9 protein-coding genes are annotated in these 15034 nt (G+C 70.0%); 5 read left to right on the top strand and 4 right to left on the bottom strand.

What is annotated here, in order from left to right; genetic code table 11:
- Window positions 1-69 precede the first annotated feature (69 nt).
- On the bottom strand, window positions 70-1962 hold the full coding sequence (locus YIM_RS09910; protein ID WP_153030069.1) for a S9 family peptidase: 1893 nt from the start codon (window positions 1960-1962) through the stop codon (window positions 70-72).
- 168 nt (window positions 1963-2130) lie between these two features.
- Between YIM_RS09910 and YIM_RS09905 the strand changes: the two genes are divergently transcribed.
- On the top strand, window positions 2131-2766 hold the full coding sequence (locus tag YIM_RS09905) for a DUF3159 domain-containing protein (protein ID WP_153030068.1): 636 nt from the start codon (window positions 2131-2133) through the stop codon (window positions 2764-2766).
- Between the two features lie 36 nt (window positions 2767-2802).
- Window positions 2803-3531 (top strand): MerR family transcriptional regulator, encoded by a 729-nt coding sequence (locus YIM_RS09900; RefSeq protein WP_153030067.1) that lies wholly within the window; start codon window positions 2803-2805, stop codon window positions 3529-3531.
- Between the two features lie 139 nt (window positions 3532-3670).
- Here the strand turns inward: YIM_RS09900 and YIM_RS09895 are convergent, their stop codons facing one another.
- The 3 genes from YIM_RS09895 to YIM_RS09885 form a co-directional block, all read right to left on the bottom strand.
- Window positions 3671-5104, bottom strand: a complete 1434-nt coding sequence (locus YIM_RS09895; RefSeq protein WP_153030066.1) for an alpha/beta hydrolase — start codon at window positions 5102-5104, stop codon at window positions 3671-3673.
- Between the two features lie 136 nt (window positions 5105-5240).
- A complete protein-coding gene (locus YIM_RS09890) occupies window positions 5241-6917 on the bottom strand; it encodes a CocE/NonD family hydrolase (RefSeq protein WP_153030065.1) in 1677 nt (558 codons plus the stop codon).
- Window positions 6918-7013: 96 nt separating this feature from the next.
- The gene (locus YIM_RS09885) at window positions 7014-11642 is read right to left on the bottom strand and encodes a DUF6531 domain-containing protein (protein ID WP_153030064.1); all 4629 of its coding nucleotides are present in this window, start codon (window positions 11640-11642) and stop codon (window positions 7014-7016) included.
- Between the two features lie 213 nt (window positions 11643-11855).
- Between YIM_RS09885 and YIM_RS09880 the strand changes: the two genes are divergently transcribed.
- The 3 genes from YIM_RS09880 (at window position 11856) to YIM_RS09870 (ending at window position 15012) form a co-directional block, all read left to right on the top strand.
- Window positions 11856-12737 carry an ABC transporter ATP-binding protein gene (locus tag YIM_RS09880; RefSeq protein WP_153030063.1) on the top strand — a complete coding sequence of 294 codons (882 nt, stop codon included), beginning with the start codon at window positions 11856-11858 and terminating at the stop codon, window positions 12735-12737.
- 35 nt (window positions 12738-12772) lie between these two features.
- Complete coding sequence (locus YIM_RS09875) at window positions 12773-13492, top strand: ABC transporter permease (protein WP_153030062.1); 720 nt, start codon at window positions 12773-12775, stop codon at window positions 13490-13492.
- 128 nt (window positions 13493-13620) lie between these two features.
- Window positions 13621-15012, top strand: a complete 1392-nt coding sequence (locus tag YIM_RS09870) for a S9 family peptidase (RefSeq protein WP_153030061.1) — start codon at window positions 13621-13623, stop codon at window positions 15010-15012.
- The last annotated feature ends 22 nt before the right edge of the window (window positions 15013-15034 follow it).

Raw genomic sequence — 15034 nt, 5'->3', positions numbered from 1 at the left:
GGTTGCGATCGGAAGTTCGTCGGGAAGCTGGGCCGCCGAGACCCCCGGCAGACTTCCGATCGTGACCACTTAGCCCTCGTGCACGCGGCCACCGAGGTGCTCGGCCAGGAACCGTTCCGCGGCACGGAACATGGTGACCAGGTTCTCCGGGTTGACGAAGAAGTGGCCTTCGTCGTCGAAGACCAGGTAGTCGACGTCGACCCCGCGAGCGCGCAGCGCGTCGACGATCTGGTCCGACTCGGCCTTCACCACGCGGGTGTCGTTGGCGCCCTGCACCACCATCAGCGGCGTGCGGATCTCGTCGACGCGGCTGAGCGGCGAGCGGGCCAGCAGGTCCGCTCGCTGCTCCGGGTCGTGCGGGTCGCCCGCGTACCGGAACCAGTTCATCCCGAGCGACGACTTGGCGAACTCGGGCACGGTGTCCAGGAAGGTGACCAGGTTCGAGATGCCGACGTACTCGACAGCGGCGGCGAAGCGGTCCGGGGTGAAGGTGACGCCGACCAGGGCGGCGTATCCGCCGTAGGAGCCGCCGAAGATCCCGACCCGGTCAGGATCGGCGTAGCCCCGCTCGATCGCCCAGTCGACGGCGTCGATCAGGTCGTCGTGCATCTTCCCGGCCAGTTCGCCGATCGCGGCCCGCATGTGCGCCTTGCCGAATCCGGCCGAACCGCGGAAGTTGACCTGCAGCACGGCGTACCCGCGGTTGGCCAGCAGCTGCGCGGTCCGGTCGCCGCCCCAGGTGTCGCGGGCCCACGGTCCACCGTGGACCAGCAGCACCATCGGCAGCCCGGCCGGTTCCACCCCGACCGGCAGCGTCAGGTATGAGGGCAGCGCGAGCCCGTCGCGGGCGGTGATGGTCACCGGGGTGGTCGGCGCCAGCAGGTCCGGGTCGAGGTGCGGCCGCGGCCGGAACAACATCCGCCGCTCCCCTGTCGTGTGGTCGTAGTACCAGGTGACGCCGGGATCGCGGTCGTGGGAGAAGGACACCACCCAGCGGCGCCCGTCCCGGTCGCTGGAGATCGCCGCCAGGTCACCGTCGGAGAGGGCCTCCAGGTTCGGCAGGACCTCGGCGAAGTGCGGGTCGAGCGCGTGGATCACCTGCCGCTCACCGAGGTAGCGGGCGCCGAGCAGGTCGCCGGTGCGGCGGTGCCGGATCAGCGGTGGCGGCAGCTTGGTGAACACCAGCGCGCGGGTGTCCAGGTCGAACCTGGGATGACTGTCCACTTCGGATTCTTCGCCGGTGGCGAGGTCGAGGCGGACCAGCCGGGTCCGGTCGGTGCCGCGGTTGGACCCGAGCCATACCCCGGTGCCGTCGGGGGTGACCACGAACGGGAAGACCCCCAGCGGGTAGTCGGCGCCGGAGAACGTGGTGACGTGGCGCAGTTCATCGGTACCCGGAACGGTCTGCCGCAGCTCGATGTCGCCGTTTTCGGTCAGGCGCTCCACGAGCAGTGAGCCGTCACCCGTGCAACGCCAGCTCGTGACCGCGTCCAGCGCACCGGCGATCAGCGTCAGCTCACCGGTCGCGAGGTCCAGCTCGAGCAGCTCGATCGAGGCGCCCTCGCGGCCGGTGAGCTGGACGATCGCCGTGCCCGGCCGCCGCGGCGGCAGCTCGAGGCCGAGCACGCGCGAGCCGGGGAACGGGGTGAGGTCCACCGCGTCCGCGTCCGGGTCACCGAGATCCACCCGGAAGATGTGCCAGTTCTCGTCACCGCCGTTGTCCTGCAGGTAGAGCATCCAGCGCGGGTCGTCGGTCCAGCGGTAGTCCTGGACGGTGCGGGTCTCGTCGGCGGTCACGCACCGCGCGTCCGCGCCGGGGGTGAGGCCCTGCACCCAGACGTTGAGCCGGTTCTTCCACGGCGCGAGGAACGCGATGCGGGTGCCGTCCGGTGAGATCGAGGCGCCGGTGCGCTCCGGTGGCGCGAGGAAGTCCTCGACGGAGATGGTCGCGGGTCGCGGCATGGGTGTTCCTCTCTCTCGGTGTCGCTCTGCCCGCAGCTCACGGTGTGCCGTCGCGGCATACGCAAGCCGAAGCAGCCGATTGGTGACCCAGCTCACATCGACCTTGAGTGTGCCGTTACGGCACGCCTTTTCCTGGTTCCCGAACCGGACACCACCAGGGAGGACAGGATGACCATGACGGAACAGCACCAGGAGCGGACCGAAGCGCCCAAGGCCGCGAAGAATCCGCTCGACCAGCTGGGCGGCCCGATGGGGTTTGTCTATTCGACCGTTCCGGTGGTCGTTTTTGTGGCGGCCAACGCGTTCCTGCCGCTGCCGGTGACGATCGGCGTGTCCATCGCCGTCGGATTGGCGCTGACCGTGTTCCGGATGGTGCGCGGCGAGCGGTTCAGCACCGCGGCCGGCGGGCTGCTCGGGCTCGCCGTCGCCGTGGCGATCGTCGCCTGGACCGGGTCGGCGAAGGACTTCTTCGTGGTCGGGATCTGGGCCGCGCTGGCCGGTTTTGTGGTCGCGTTCGGCTCGGTGCTCGTCCGCCGTCCGATCACCGGCGTGCTGTGGAACCTGATGCACGGCGGCAAGCACGACTGGCGCGCCAACCGCGTCGTCCGGCGCTCGCACGACATCGCGACGCTGTTCGCCGCGGCGGTCTTCGGTGCCCGGTTCGTCGTCAAGGAGTGGCTCTACCTGGCTGACTCGACCAACTGGCTGGCCGTGGCGAAGGTCGCCATGGGCACCCCGCTGACCGTGCTCGCCGCGCTGGTGGTGGTGTGGGCGTTCCGCCGGACCACCAAGCAGCTCGGCTGAGGCGCTACCGTCGGGGCTCAGGAAGGGGGCGGGCCGGTGGCGTGGAGCACGAACCAGCTGGCGGAACTCGCCGGAACGACGTTGAAGGCGGTCCGGCACTACCACAAGATCGGCCTGCTGGAGGAACCCGAGCGAGCGGCGAACGGCTACAAGCGCTACCGGATCGGCCACCTGCTCCGCTTGCTGCGGATCCGCAGGCTGGTCGATCTCGGTGTGCCGCTGGCCGACATCGCCGCGATGCAGGAGTCGGACGAAACCGCGGAGCGGACGCTCCGGGCGCTGGACGCCGAACTCGCCGCGAGCATCGAGCGACAGCAGCGCATGCGGGAGGATCTCGCCGCCATCCTGGAAAACCGCGTGCTGGCCGAACTTCCGCCCGGTTTCGCCGACCTCGCCGGCGACCTGCCGGATGCCGACCGCGCCATTCTGCTGGCGTACTCCAGCTTCCTCACCCCGTCGGCGATGGCCACGCTGCGGGAACTGCACTCCGTCCCGCGCACCGCGACCATGACCGAGTTCGACACCCTCGCCGAGGACACCCCGGAGGAGGTGCGACAGCGGCTGGCCGAGCGCTTCGCTCCGGAAGTGCGCCGGCAGCAGGAGGAATACCCGTTCCTGTCCGATCTCGAAGTCATGTCCCGCCGGGGCAAGGCGGTCGCCGAGTCGGTGGTGGTCCAGAGCCTGCTCGAGTTCTACAACCCGGCCCAGCTGGATGTCCTGCGACGGGTCAACGCCCTCATCGCGGAAACCCCTCAGTGTTTATAAGCGGCGGAGCCGCTTGCTGTGGGGCCGTCAACCGGCACCGGCGCGGGTTCTCAGGTGTCTTCTCGCGAGGACAAACACTTTCAAACACTCGCCTAGCCCGGAACGGCCCGCTGAGCTGGCCGGCGGGCCGCTGCGGGGTCTACGAGCAGACGAGGTCCTCCGCCGGGCGCTCGCCCGTGGTCAGATAGGTCGTGACCGCGTCGTCCAGGCACTGGTTCGCGCCGAACAGGTAGGCACCGTGGCCACCCTGCTCGGCGGTGACCATCCGGGACCGGTCACCGAGGGCCCGGTGCATCTTCTCGGCACCGGCCAGCGGGGTGCCCGGGTCATTGGTGTTCTGCGACAGCAACACGTTCGACGGCCCGCGGTCACCGACACGAACGGGCGGCTCGGCCGGTTCGGCCGACCAGAACGCGCACGGGCGGATGTTGGCCCCGGCCCCACCGAACAGCGGGTAGCGCTCCCGGTCCACGGCGGTGTCGCGCACGTAGGTGCCGATCGACCGCGGCCAGCGGTTGTCGTTGCAGAGCACGTAGAGGTGGCTGGACACGAGGTTGTCCACATCCTGCGCCGCCGCTTCGGTCGCGGTGGGCGGCAGCGGCTGGTTCGTGTCGAGCGCCCGCCACGTCTCGGCCAAGCGGGGCATCCGGTTGTCGCGGTAGAGCCCGCCGAAGGTCAGCAACCGGAACGTCGAGCCGTCGATGCCGTCCACCGGCTTCCGGTCCAGGCGGTCGGACAGCTCGTGGAACTTCGCGGTCACCGCCTCCGGGGTGGCGCCGAGGCCGTACTCGGGATGCGCGGCGGCGAACGCGGCGAAGTCCGGGAACCGCTCTTCCATGCCAGGGCCGAACAGGCGGCTGGCCTCGCGGTCCAGTCCGGCCGGGACCAGGTTGCTGTCGAGCACGATCCGGTCGCTGCGCTCGGGGAACAACGTGGTGTAGACCGCGCCGAGATGCGTGCCGTACGAGTAACCGAGGAACGAAAGCTTGTCCTCGCCCAGCTTCCCGCGGATCAGGTCCATGTCCCGCGCGGTGGCCGCGGTCGAGATGAACGGGAGCAGGTGCGCGGTCTCGGACTCGGCGCACTGCTCGGCGACGGCCTTCGCGTTCTTCGCCTGCTCCAGCACGTCGGCCGCGTTGTGCGCGTAGGGCGGAATGTTGCCGCGGGCCTGCTGCTCCGGCGTCAGGTCGCAGGTCACCGGCGTGCTGCGGCCGACGCCACGCGGGTCGAACCCGATGATGTCGTAGGTGTCGAGCACGTTCCGCGGCAGTCCGGTGCCGACGAGACCGCCGGGGAAGTCCAGCCCGGATCCGCCCGGCCCGCCGGGATTGGTCAGCAGCACACCCCGGCGCTGCTCGGGATTTTTGCTCGCCAGCTTGGAAAGCGCGATCTCGATCTGCGGCCCGTCCGGGTTCCGGTGGTCGAGCGGAACGGTCACGGTGGTGCACTGCAGGCCGGGAACGTCCAGCCCTTCGCAGTCACCCCACCGCAACGACGGTTCCGCGAGCACCGGTGGTGCGAGTGCCGTCGCGGCCGTGACCGCGGCGACGACGGTGGTCAACGCTCTGCGCATGGTTTCCCTCTCCGCGGACGGGCCGTGCGCCCGCCCACCACCCGAGTAGAAACCGTGCCCCTGAGGCATGGTCAAGAAAACCGACTTCTGTACCGACCGAAATAGAAGTCGGCGGACACACCGTCGCCGCCCACGATCAGGGCAGGGTGAACTCCGGTTTCCCGATGGGCAGCTTCGACGTGTAGATGCCCAGGTAGGTGTCCAGGTAGGGCGCACGGGCGCCTTCGGTGGCGACGTCGTCGGCCGGGTCGTCCGTGGCCAGCTCCAGCCGCGCGCCGGTGACCTCGATCTTCTTGCGCGACGGCGTGTCGATCCAGTCGTTGAGCGCGTTGGCCTGGATGGTGCCGATCTCCACCGCCAGCGAGCGCCCGGCGGGCAGGGTCCAGTCGGTCGACTTCAGGTCGAAGGCCAGCTCGCCACCGTCCACTGTGGAGACCTGCTCGTCGAACATCACGGCGGTGCCGTCCGCGGCGACGTCGTACAGCTTGATCATCACGTTGCCGTGGCCCTCCGCGGTCAGCGACAGCCGCGGCGTGCCGGTCAGCCGGACGTCCTTCGCCAGCGGCTCGGACCAGGTGAAGAAGCTGTTCTCCGGCGCGGGACCCGCCTCGCCACCGTTGTCCACATAGGAACCATCACCCAGCTCCACGGTGGTGGAACCATCCGAGACCGGCCAGCTGTCCTGGGCGCGCCAGGTGCCGGTGCTGTCCTGGATGGCGTAGTCCGGATACCGGACCGAGGGCTCGACACCCTTGAGGTACTGGTCGTAGAAGGACATCGTCTCGGCGAACCAGCCCTCGCGGCCCATCTCCAGTCGCCCGTCCGGCGTGCGGTCGTTGCCGCGCTTGTGGTCCCACGGCCCGAGCCAGCCGCGCTGCGGGCCCTGGTGGTTGCCCAGGTACTCCTGGATCGCCTCCGGCTCGGTGTTCCACTCCAGGAAGCCCTGCGTCACGAACAGCGGGGTGTCACTGCCCTTGGCGCCCGCGGCCAGGTCGCGGGCTTTCCAGTACTCGGACTCCGGATCAGCGGTCTGGTAGCCGGCCGTGTTGGCCAGCAGGCATTCGGGGTGCGCCTCCTCGTACTCGGCGTTGGCCAGGTAGCGGGGATCGTCGTCCGGCAGCTGCGGCAGCGTGGCGATCTTGTTGTAGGTGTTGGAGACGTTGACGATGGTCGAGCGCGGCACGCCGTTCGAGCGGATGTTGCGGTACAGATCCCAGATCGGCTCCTGCGCGACGACCGCCTTGAGCGCGTCCTGGTTCAGGTTGTTGCCAACCAGTCCGGTGATCGCGTCGTAGGACTTGCCGTACATGCCCACCGCGCCGGTCGACCACGGCTGACTCGCCGCCCAGTCGATCGCCGCCTTCACGTCGGCCTGCTCGCCGGGACCGGCGAAGTCGAGACAACCCGTCGACCCGCCGAAACCACGCACGTCGACCATCACGAAGGCGTAGCCCCGGTCGAACAGATCGGTGCCCTCGATGAAGTCGTTGAACCGGGCCGAGGGGCCCGCCTGCTTCCAGTCCTCCACGTCGAGCTGCCCCGAGTGCCCGAAGTACGAGCCCGCCGACAGGATCACCGGCACCTTCTCACCCTCGGGCAGATCCTCCGGCAGCAGCACGTCGGCGTGCAGCTCCACATCGGACCCGTCCGAGGACGGGAAGTAGTGCTGCGTCCACTCGGCACCTTCCGGCACACGGTCGTTTTCCTCGTGCGTAACCGGTCCCCCGGCCGCGGCCGCCGGGGTGGCGACCCCTCCGGTCAACGCCAGTACCAGCGCGGATACGGCCCACACGGCCGCACGTGACCTCTTCACGGTATCCCTCCGGGTCAGCGGTGATCTCGGTCGACCACCTTCGAAACCCAGGAAACACCGTGCCGCAACGGCACACTCAAGTCCGGAATCAGCGAATCACGGTTTCCGGTACGGGCGCGTCGCGCCGGTTTCCGCGTTGTGCTCGGTGACCTTGATGCCGTTCTGCTCCAACTTCGGGTACTCGATCTTGTCGAAGATGTTGTCCGGCCTGCGGTAGGGATAGATGTCGCCGTTCGGGTTGTCGATCCCGGTACTGGTCTTGTCACCCGGCTTGTCGGGGAACACCACGTGGGTGTCCTCTTTGGAGTTCTTCGCGAACGTCTCCGAGGCGTGGTCCCACTTCTCCGAGACCAGCTTCTTCTGGTCGAGGTTGGAGCTGCCGTGGTCGCCGTGCGACCAGAAACCCTGGTTCGGGTCGTTCATCTTCGACGGCGGCACCCAGTCGGGCATCTTCAGCTTGTTGTCGGCGATGAGGCCTTCGAGCGTGTTGCCGCCGTGTTCCTTGGCGACCTGGTTCGCCTTGAACTCGATCGAGCCGAGATAGGGATCCTCGCCGTCGGGGTTGTGCTTCTTGTAGCCCCCGGACCAGAAGAAGTGCTTGTCGGCGTTCATCATCTCGTCCAGCCGCGGCTTGAACTTCTCGAACTCCTCCGGCGTCATGCGCAGCACGTCGATACCGAGGTCGGTCCGTTTCGCCGGTGGCGGCTTGAGATCGGGATGCTGGTCGAAGTCGTCCGGCCGGGGGCGTTTCGGGGTTTCCGGTCCGCCGGTCTTGCCGCAGGAACCCACCAGTCCGAGCGGGTCGCCGATGAGCAGTGGTTCGCCGACGTAACCGACCGGGTCGGGTGCGGCGGCCAGGCCGAGCGGGTCCTGGCTGAGGTACCGCGCGGTTTCCGGGTCGTAGTAACGGAAGACGTTGTAGTGCAGCCCGGTTTCCTCGTCGCGGTGCTGACCGGGGAAGGCCAGCGGGATCGCCGCGGGCCCGGCACCCGGCACCGCCGCGCCCCAGAAGCTGCCCTGGTCCTGCCAGACCACCGCGCCCCGCTCGTCGAGCAGTTCGCTGGGCGCGCCGGCCGGCGTGGTGATCACGGCGCGGAAGTTGCCCTGGTCGTCGGAGCCGGAGCGCTCGATCTGCACGATCGGGCGGCTGTCACCGGGATGACGTTCCCAGGTCAGGATCCGGGTCGCCCCGGCCGCGTCGGTCTCCACCCGTTCCACCAGGTCGAAACCGCTCCACAGGAACCGCGTGTCCCCGGCGAGTTCGGGCTCGCCGTTCGCGCCGGTGATCCAGCGCCGTTTGGCGAACCGCCTGCCCAGCGGGTCGTAGTGGTAGGTCCAGCGTGCGCCGTCGGGCGTGCGCGCGCTGCGCAGGCGATCGAGCTGGTCCCAGGTGTAGGTCCAGGACCGCTCGCCGTCCGGATCGGTGCGGTACCGCCCGGTGACCCGTCCCTGCGCGTCGCCGGTGTAGCGGGTGGTGCCCGCCGAGACCAGCGCGTTGCCGCGGTGGGTGCGCTGCCCCGGCAGGACCGGCGTGGCGGCCGAGGTGATGCGACCGGCCGCGTCGTGGGTGAACCGTTCGACCCCGGCCGGACCGTGCGCCTCGCTGACGCGACCGGCCTGGTCGAAGGCGAGCCGCCACGGCCGCGCGGCGTCGTCGACCGCGGCGAGCCTGCCGTCGGGACGGTAGCCGTAGACGCGCCGCCCGACCCCGGTGATCTCCTCCTCGGCCAGCCGGTCTTCGGCGTCGAACCGCCGCCGCAGCACCACCACGCCGTCCACGCTGCGAACGATCTCGCGATCGACCTCGTCGTAGGCGAACCCGACCTCGTGGCCGCCGATCCGCAGCGACCGGGGCAGACCGGTGTCGCCGAAGGCCCACTCACTGTCCACACCGGACGAGGTCAGGCGGCGCACGCTCGTGTCGTCGTAGTCCCAGCAGACACCGAGCCCGTTGATCGTCTCGGTGACGATCCGGCCGCGCCCGTCCCGGACGATCTCCAGGCGTGACTCGGGGTTCTCGGCGAAGACCAGGTGGCCCAGCTCGTCGTAGCCGTAGCGGGTGATCTCTTCGGTGGTGCGCCGGGCCACGACGTTGCCGAGCGCGTCGTAGTCGAACTCGGTCGGCTGGCCGAGTCCGTTGGTCATGCGCCGCAGCTGCCCGGCCGCGTCGTAGGTGTAGGTGAGGCGACGGCCGTCGTAGTCGATCTCCTCGACCAGCCTGCCCGCGGCGTCGTAGGTGTAGCGCCAGGTCAGGCCCTGCGGGTTCGTCACCGAGGTCGGGCGCAGCTCACCGTCGTAGGTGTAGGTCGTGCGCGCGCCCGCGGTGTCGATGTCCTCCAGCACCAGGCCGAACGGCCCGTAACCACGGCGTCGGACCCCGCCCGCCGCGTCGCGGTACTCGACCACCCGGCCTTCGGCGTCGTGCAGCCAGGCCTGCCGGTCGCCGTGCGGGCCGATGCGCCAGGCGCGCCTGCCCTGTGCCGTCCAGCCCAGCCGGGTCTCGCCACCGGAGGCGGTGTGCACAACCTGGGGCCTGCCGAACAGGTCCCGGTTCCCCGGGCGCGCCGAGGCGTCCGTCGCCTGCTCGTCGGCCATCGGATCGGGGGCGGCGGCGGGCCCGGTCGACGGCGTGGCTCCGGGCAGCGGCAGGGAGCGGGCCACCGGGGCGTCCGCGGCCAGCACCGAACCGTCCGGCCGGATGACCGCGACCAGTTCCCCGTTCTCGTACTCGTACCGGATTTCGCGGCCGATCTCGTCCACTTGGGACAGGAGCTGGTCGTACCGGCTCCAGGTGTACCGGCGGGTGCCGCCCAGCGGGTCGACCCGCTCGACCAGCTGACCGGCCTCGTTGAGCCGGTAGATCCAGGTGTTCCCGGTGGCGTCGGTGTGCCGGGTGGTGCCGGGCTCGTAGGTGAAGGTCGCGTTGTAGTAGCCGTTCGCCCCGGCGGTGCGCACGCACCGGCCTGCCGCGTCGTAGACGTAGCGGTACCAGGTGCCGTTGCGGTCCTGCCAGCCGACGAGCCGGTGCTCGAAGTCGTAGTCCAGCGTCATCGGGCGGCCTTCGAAGTCGGCCACCGCGCTGAGCTGCCTCAGCCGGTTGTAGCCGAACCGCACCAGCGGCGCGGCCCCCGGTGCGCCGAGCGCGACCACCCGGCCGTCGGCGGCGCTGAACTGGATCTCGGTGCCGTCGTCGCGGCGGAGCCCGGCGGGCGCGCCGTCCTGGCCGTACCGGAACTCGGTCCGGCTGCCCCGCTGCTCGATCGCGGTGAGCGGGACGACGTTCCCGGTACCGGCGAAGTACAGCTCGCGCTCACCCGCCGACAGCCGGTACCCCTCCGGCGTGGCGTGCAGCGGATAACGCGGGCCCTCCAGTGGCAGCACCGGCGCACCGGCCGGGACCGGGTAGACCAGCACCATGCCGTCCTCGGCGTAGAACCGGATCCCCTCGCGGCCCAGCTCCAGCCGCTGGTCCACTGTGGACGCCCACGACGGCCCGAACCACCGGCCGGCGCGGTACCCCGACAGGTGGGTGCGCGACAACTCCAGATCCACCACCGCCCCGGGCAGGACGAGGTCGATCTGGGTCATCAGGACCTCGCCGGTCGCCACGTCCACCGGGTCCGTCACGCACGTTTTGTTCTCGTCCGGCATCGCGCGGTCGCGCGGGCCCGATCCGGAGTTGTTCGCGGGCGGGGTGTTGCCGCCGCCACCTCGCGGCTGCGGTGCCGGGGGCGGCGGTGTCGGCGTCGGTGTAGGTGTGGGCGTCGGGTTGGGGGTCGGAGTGGGGTCGGGCCTGGGCGACGGCGGCGGCGGGTTGCCCGACGAGCCGTCCGGCTTGGCACTGCTGCTGGTGGTGGAGTCCCCACCACCGCCGTTGCTCTGCCCGGGCGGCGGTTTGGGCGTGGGTCCGGCGCCGCTGGGCGTGGTGTCGCCGCCGCCCCCGCGCGTGGTCTCCGGCTTCGGCGGGTTGCCGCCCTTGATGTTCTTGAGCGCCTTGGCGGCGTCGCCGAAGGAGTCCCCGAGCTTCTTGAGCAGCGGCGAGAGCTTGCTCAGCGCCTGGACCAGCTTCTTGGTGATGTCGGCGATCTTCATCGCGGTCTTGGCCACCGCGGAGACCACCTGCGGCACCACCCAGGCCAGGCCGATGCCCAGGGTGAACAGCACCTGCAACGCCCAGCTGATCATGTGCCCGACCAGCTCGGCGATGATGTCGCGCACCAGCGACCGGACCGCGCCGACCACCTCACCCGCGGTCGCGATCCCGCTGGACGCGCCCTCGGCCGCGGTCTGCGCCCCGGCGATCAAGGTCGCGGTGTCGGCACCCCGGGTGCGGTAGGCGTCCCCGGCCGGACCGAGCCAGGAGGCGGTGTCCTCTTCGATCATCTTGGCCAGGTCCGCGCTGATCGACGACAGCTCGGTGCCGACGTTCTTCCACGTCTCCGAGTGCGCCTTGATCTCGTCCGGATTGCCCGTGAGCGCGTCCAGCGCGTCCGAGAGCGGTCCACAGTGCTCGATCAGCCAGCCGACCCCGGCGGCCAGGATCGACCCGAACGGGTCCATCGCCATGCCGAGCGCGTCCAGCGCGGTCCCGGCGGCGCCGAGCACACCGGCAGCCCAGTCACCGCTTTCGATCGCCTTGCTGGTTTCACTGATCGACTCCAGGATCGGTACCCCGGATATCGCCGTGGTCGAGTCCTGGACCTCGGCAATCAACGGATTGGCCATGGTGCTCAGTCAAGGCAAAGCGGACAACCAGAACAACGGTTCCGGGCAGGAGCCTGCCCGACCGGCCGCCGGAAGCTGCCCGATCCACCCAGGACCGGCGACGCCGCACTCCGGGCCAGTGACGTGGTGTCACATCTTCACCTGAGAGATGTCATGTGAGCTGATGACGCCGGTGCACTGGCCGTCCCCGGCCGCCGGAGCTGAGATGGTGGCATGACTTCCACAGCAGTGATCGACGTCGAGCGGCTGAACCTGAAGTACGGGGACTTCCACGCGGTGAAGGACCTGTCGTTCCAGGTTCACCGCGGTGAGTTCTACGCGTTGCTCGGCACCAACGGCGCGGGCAAGACCTCGACACTGGAGACCATCGAGGGCCATCGCACGCCGACCTCGGGCACCGTGCGCGTGCTGGGGCAGAGCCCGCGTGACCGGGCCGCGGTCCGGCCGAAGATGGGCATCATGCTGCAGGAGAGCGGGTTCACCCCCGACCTCACGGTGAAGGAGTCGATCCGGCTGATCGGCGCGCTGACCCGGCGGCAGGACCGGGTCGACCGCGTTCTGGCCATTGTGGACCTCACCCGCAAGGCGGGCACCAAGGTCTCGCAGCTGTCCGGCGGCGAGAAGCGGCGCCTGGACTTCGCCACGGCGATCTGGGGCACGCCGGAGCTGGTGTTCCTGGACGAGCCGACCACCGGATTGGACATCCAGTCCCGCGACGCGCTGTGGGACGTGGTGGACAAGCTGCGCGAGGACGGCTCCACCATCGTGCTCACCACCCACTACCTGGAAGAGGCCCAGCAGCGCGCGGACCGCGTCGGCCTGATGCACCAGGGCACCTTCCACCAGGAAGGCACCGTCGCCGAACTGACCAGGACCCTGCCCGCGGTCATCCAGTTCGCGCTGCCGCACACCACGCCGTCGCTGCCGCTGGCGCACCGCCGCGACAACGGCACCGTCCTGGTCGAAACCCACCAGCTGCAGAAGGACCTGTTCGTCCTGCTGCGGTGGGCACACGACAACGCGGTCGAACTCCAGGACCTGCAGGCCGGTCCGACCCGGCTCGACGACGTCTTCCGCGCCATCAACCACCGCTGAACCCACCGGTCGTCCCAGAAAGAGGCCTCGCAGCCATGCTTCCCATCGCCCGCGGCGAACTGATCCAGATCTTCCGCAACCGCTCGGTGCTGATCACCAGCTTCGTGATCCCGATCGCGGTCTGCGCCTTCTTCATCTACCAGCACGACGTGTTCGCCCAGCTCGCCTCGCTCGGTTACATCGCGGGCGTCGTGATGTTCACCGTCTGCGCGTTCGGCCTCTACTCCACAGTGGTCACCACGCTCGCCTCACGGCGGCAGAACCTGTTCCTCAAGCGACTGCGCTCCACCGCTGCCCCGGACGGCCGGATCCTGGCCGGGCTCGTGCTGCCCGCCACGGTGATCGCGCTGGTCCAGCTCACCGCCATCATGATCGTGTTCGGGGTGGTCGCCGGCGCCCCCGACAACATCGGCCTGCTGGTGCTGGCCGTGCTCACCACCGTCGCCATGATGATCGGCCTCGGCCTGGCCACCGCCGGGCTGACGAACTCCCCCGAGCACGCCCAGATCACCACCCTGCCGGTCACCCTCGGTGTCATCGCCGTGGCCAGCTGGGTCGGCATCTCCGGCACCGAGGAACTCGCCCTGCTCAAGCGCCTGCTCCCCGGCGGCTCCGCCACCGAACTCGTGATGAACGCCTGGAACGGTGGTGTCGCGCTCGGCGACTCCCTGTTCCTGCTCGGCCCCACGCTGGCCTGGGTCGTTGTCGCGGTCACCCTGGCCAACCGCCTCTTCCGCTGGGAACCCCGGCGCTGACTCCCCCGCCCGCATTCGACGAAAACCGCTCCGCAGAACAGGGAATCCCGCCGGGAACCACCATTCCGCCGACCTGACCCGCCGATAATCGGCGCGAGGGTGAAACCGGCGGAAAGGAACACGGTGCGATGCGCCAGGTACGACGGGCAACGGCCGTTCTCGCCGTGTTCGCGGCTTTGTCCGCCTCGTGCCTCGTTCCCGCGCAGGCGGCGCAGCCATCCCGGATCGGCAGTGCCGAAGTCTCCTTCACCAGCGCGAGCAAGACCATGCACGGCTCGGTGGTCGCCCCGGCTCCGGAAGGGGTGCGCCGGCCGGGGATGGTGCTCGTGCACGGTTCCGGTGAGGGCAACCGCGAAGAGTTGCGCAAGCAGGCGGAGGCCTTCGCCGCCCAGGGCGTCGTGTCCCTGATCTACGACAAGGACACGACCAACTATTCCTTGCTGGAACGCGATTTCTCCGCATTGGCCGACGACGCCGTCGCCGCGCTCGACTACCTGCGCACCCGGCCCGAAGTGGACCCGGAGCGCGTCGGGCTGTGGGGGTTCAGCGAAGGCGGCTGGGTGAGCCCGCTCGCCGCCACCCGGACCGAGCACGCCGCGTTCCTGGTGGTGGTGGGCGCGAACGGGGTCAGCCCGGCGGAGGCGCAGTCGTGGAGCTACCGGCAGTGGCTGCGCAAGCAGGGGGTGTCGAACGAATCGGTGCTCGACCTCGCTTCCGGCACCGCCACCCGGGTCGCGGCGGAGGCCGGGCTGTTCCCGGAGGCGACCTTCGATCCCGTGCCCGCACTGGAAAAGCTGCGCGTGCCGGTGCTCGCGATCTGGGGCGCGCAGGACCGGCAGAGCCCGCCACGGGACGCGGCCGCCCTGTTCGCCGACACCCAGGCGGACAATCCCGCGTTCACCATGCGCACGTTTCCCGAAGCACACCACGGACTCGGGCACACGACCGACGGCTTCGACCGGCTCGAAGGCTTTGTGCCCGGTTTCCCCGAACTCGTCGGTTCCTGGGTCAACGGCGTCACCGGCGGAGCGGCGGCGACCGCGTCGGATCCCCTGCCCGCACAGGACGAGCCCGCCGCGGAACTCACCCCGCTCGCCTGGTACGAGTCGCTCTGGGTGCAGGGATTCGCCCTGCTGGCGCTGCTGGTGGCCTTCGCCGCCTACCCGCTCGCCGCCATCGCCGGGTCCCTGCGCGGACGGCGGGAGAACCCGGTGGCCGCGGCCCCGGCGCACTGGGCCTCGATCACCGGCCTGCTGGCCGTGGTCGGCGCCCTGTCGTTCGTGATGCTGATCCTGACCGGTGGTGGTGAGGTGGTCGGCCCGGTGCTCTGGGGACGGCCGGTCATCTGGCTGGCGGCCCAGTTGCTGGCGGTCGGCACCCTGGTCCTCGCGGGCACCGCGGCCGTCAAGTGGCGGCGGGCGGGCTCCACCGGGGGTGGCCGGAAATCGCTGGGCCTGCTGCTGGGCGGCGCGGTGCTGCTGATCCCGTGGGGGCTGTACTGGGGGCTTTTCCTGCCGTGAAGCAGACCTCCCCGGAAAGGAC

It is taken from the genome of Amycolatopsis sp. YIM 10 (assembly GCF_009429145.1).
Lineage (GTDB): Bacteria > Actinomycetota > Actinomycetes > Mycobacteriales > Pseudonocardiaceae > Amycolatopsis.
Note: the sequence above shows the minus strand (reverse complement) of the source record. Positions and strands in the feature narration are given on the sequence as shown.

Excerpts from the sequence above, each read along its gene's own strand:
- YIM_RS09870 (WP_153030061.1), top strand. The coding sequence starts at position 13,621 with ATGCGCCAGGTACGACGGGCAACGGCCGTTCTCGCCGTGTTCGCGGCT.
- YIM_RS09875 (WP_153030062.1), top strand. The coding sequence starts at position 12,773 with ATGCTTCCCATCGCCCGCGGCGAACTGATCCAGATCTTCCGCAACCGC.
- YIM_RS09880 (WP_153030063.1), top strand. The coding sequence starts at position 11,856 with ATGACTTCCACAGCAGTGATCGACGTCGAGCGGCTGAACCTGAAGTAC.
- YIM_RS09895 (WP_153030066.1), bottom strand. The coding sequence starts at position 5,104 with ATGCGCAGAGCGTTGACCACCGTCGTCGCCGCGGTCACGGCCGCGACG.
- YIM_RS09905 (WP_153030068.1), top strand. The coding sequence starts at position 2,131 with ATGACCATGACGGAACAGCACCAGGAGCGGACCGAAGCGCCCAAGGCC.
- YIM_RS09885 (WP_153030064.1), bottom strand. The coding sequence starts at position 11,642 with ATGGCCAATCCGTTGATTGCCGAGGTCCAGGACTCGACCACGGCGATA.
- YIM_RS09910 (WP_153030069.1), bottom strand. The coding sequence starts at position 1,962 with ATGCCGCGACCCGCGACCATCTCCGTCGAGGACTTCCTCGCGCCACCG.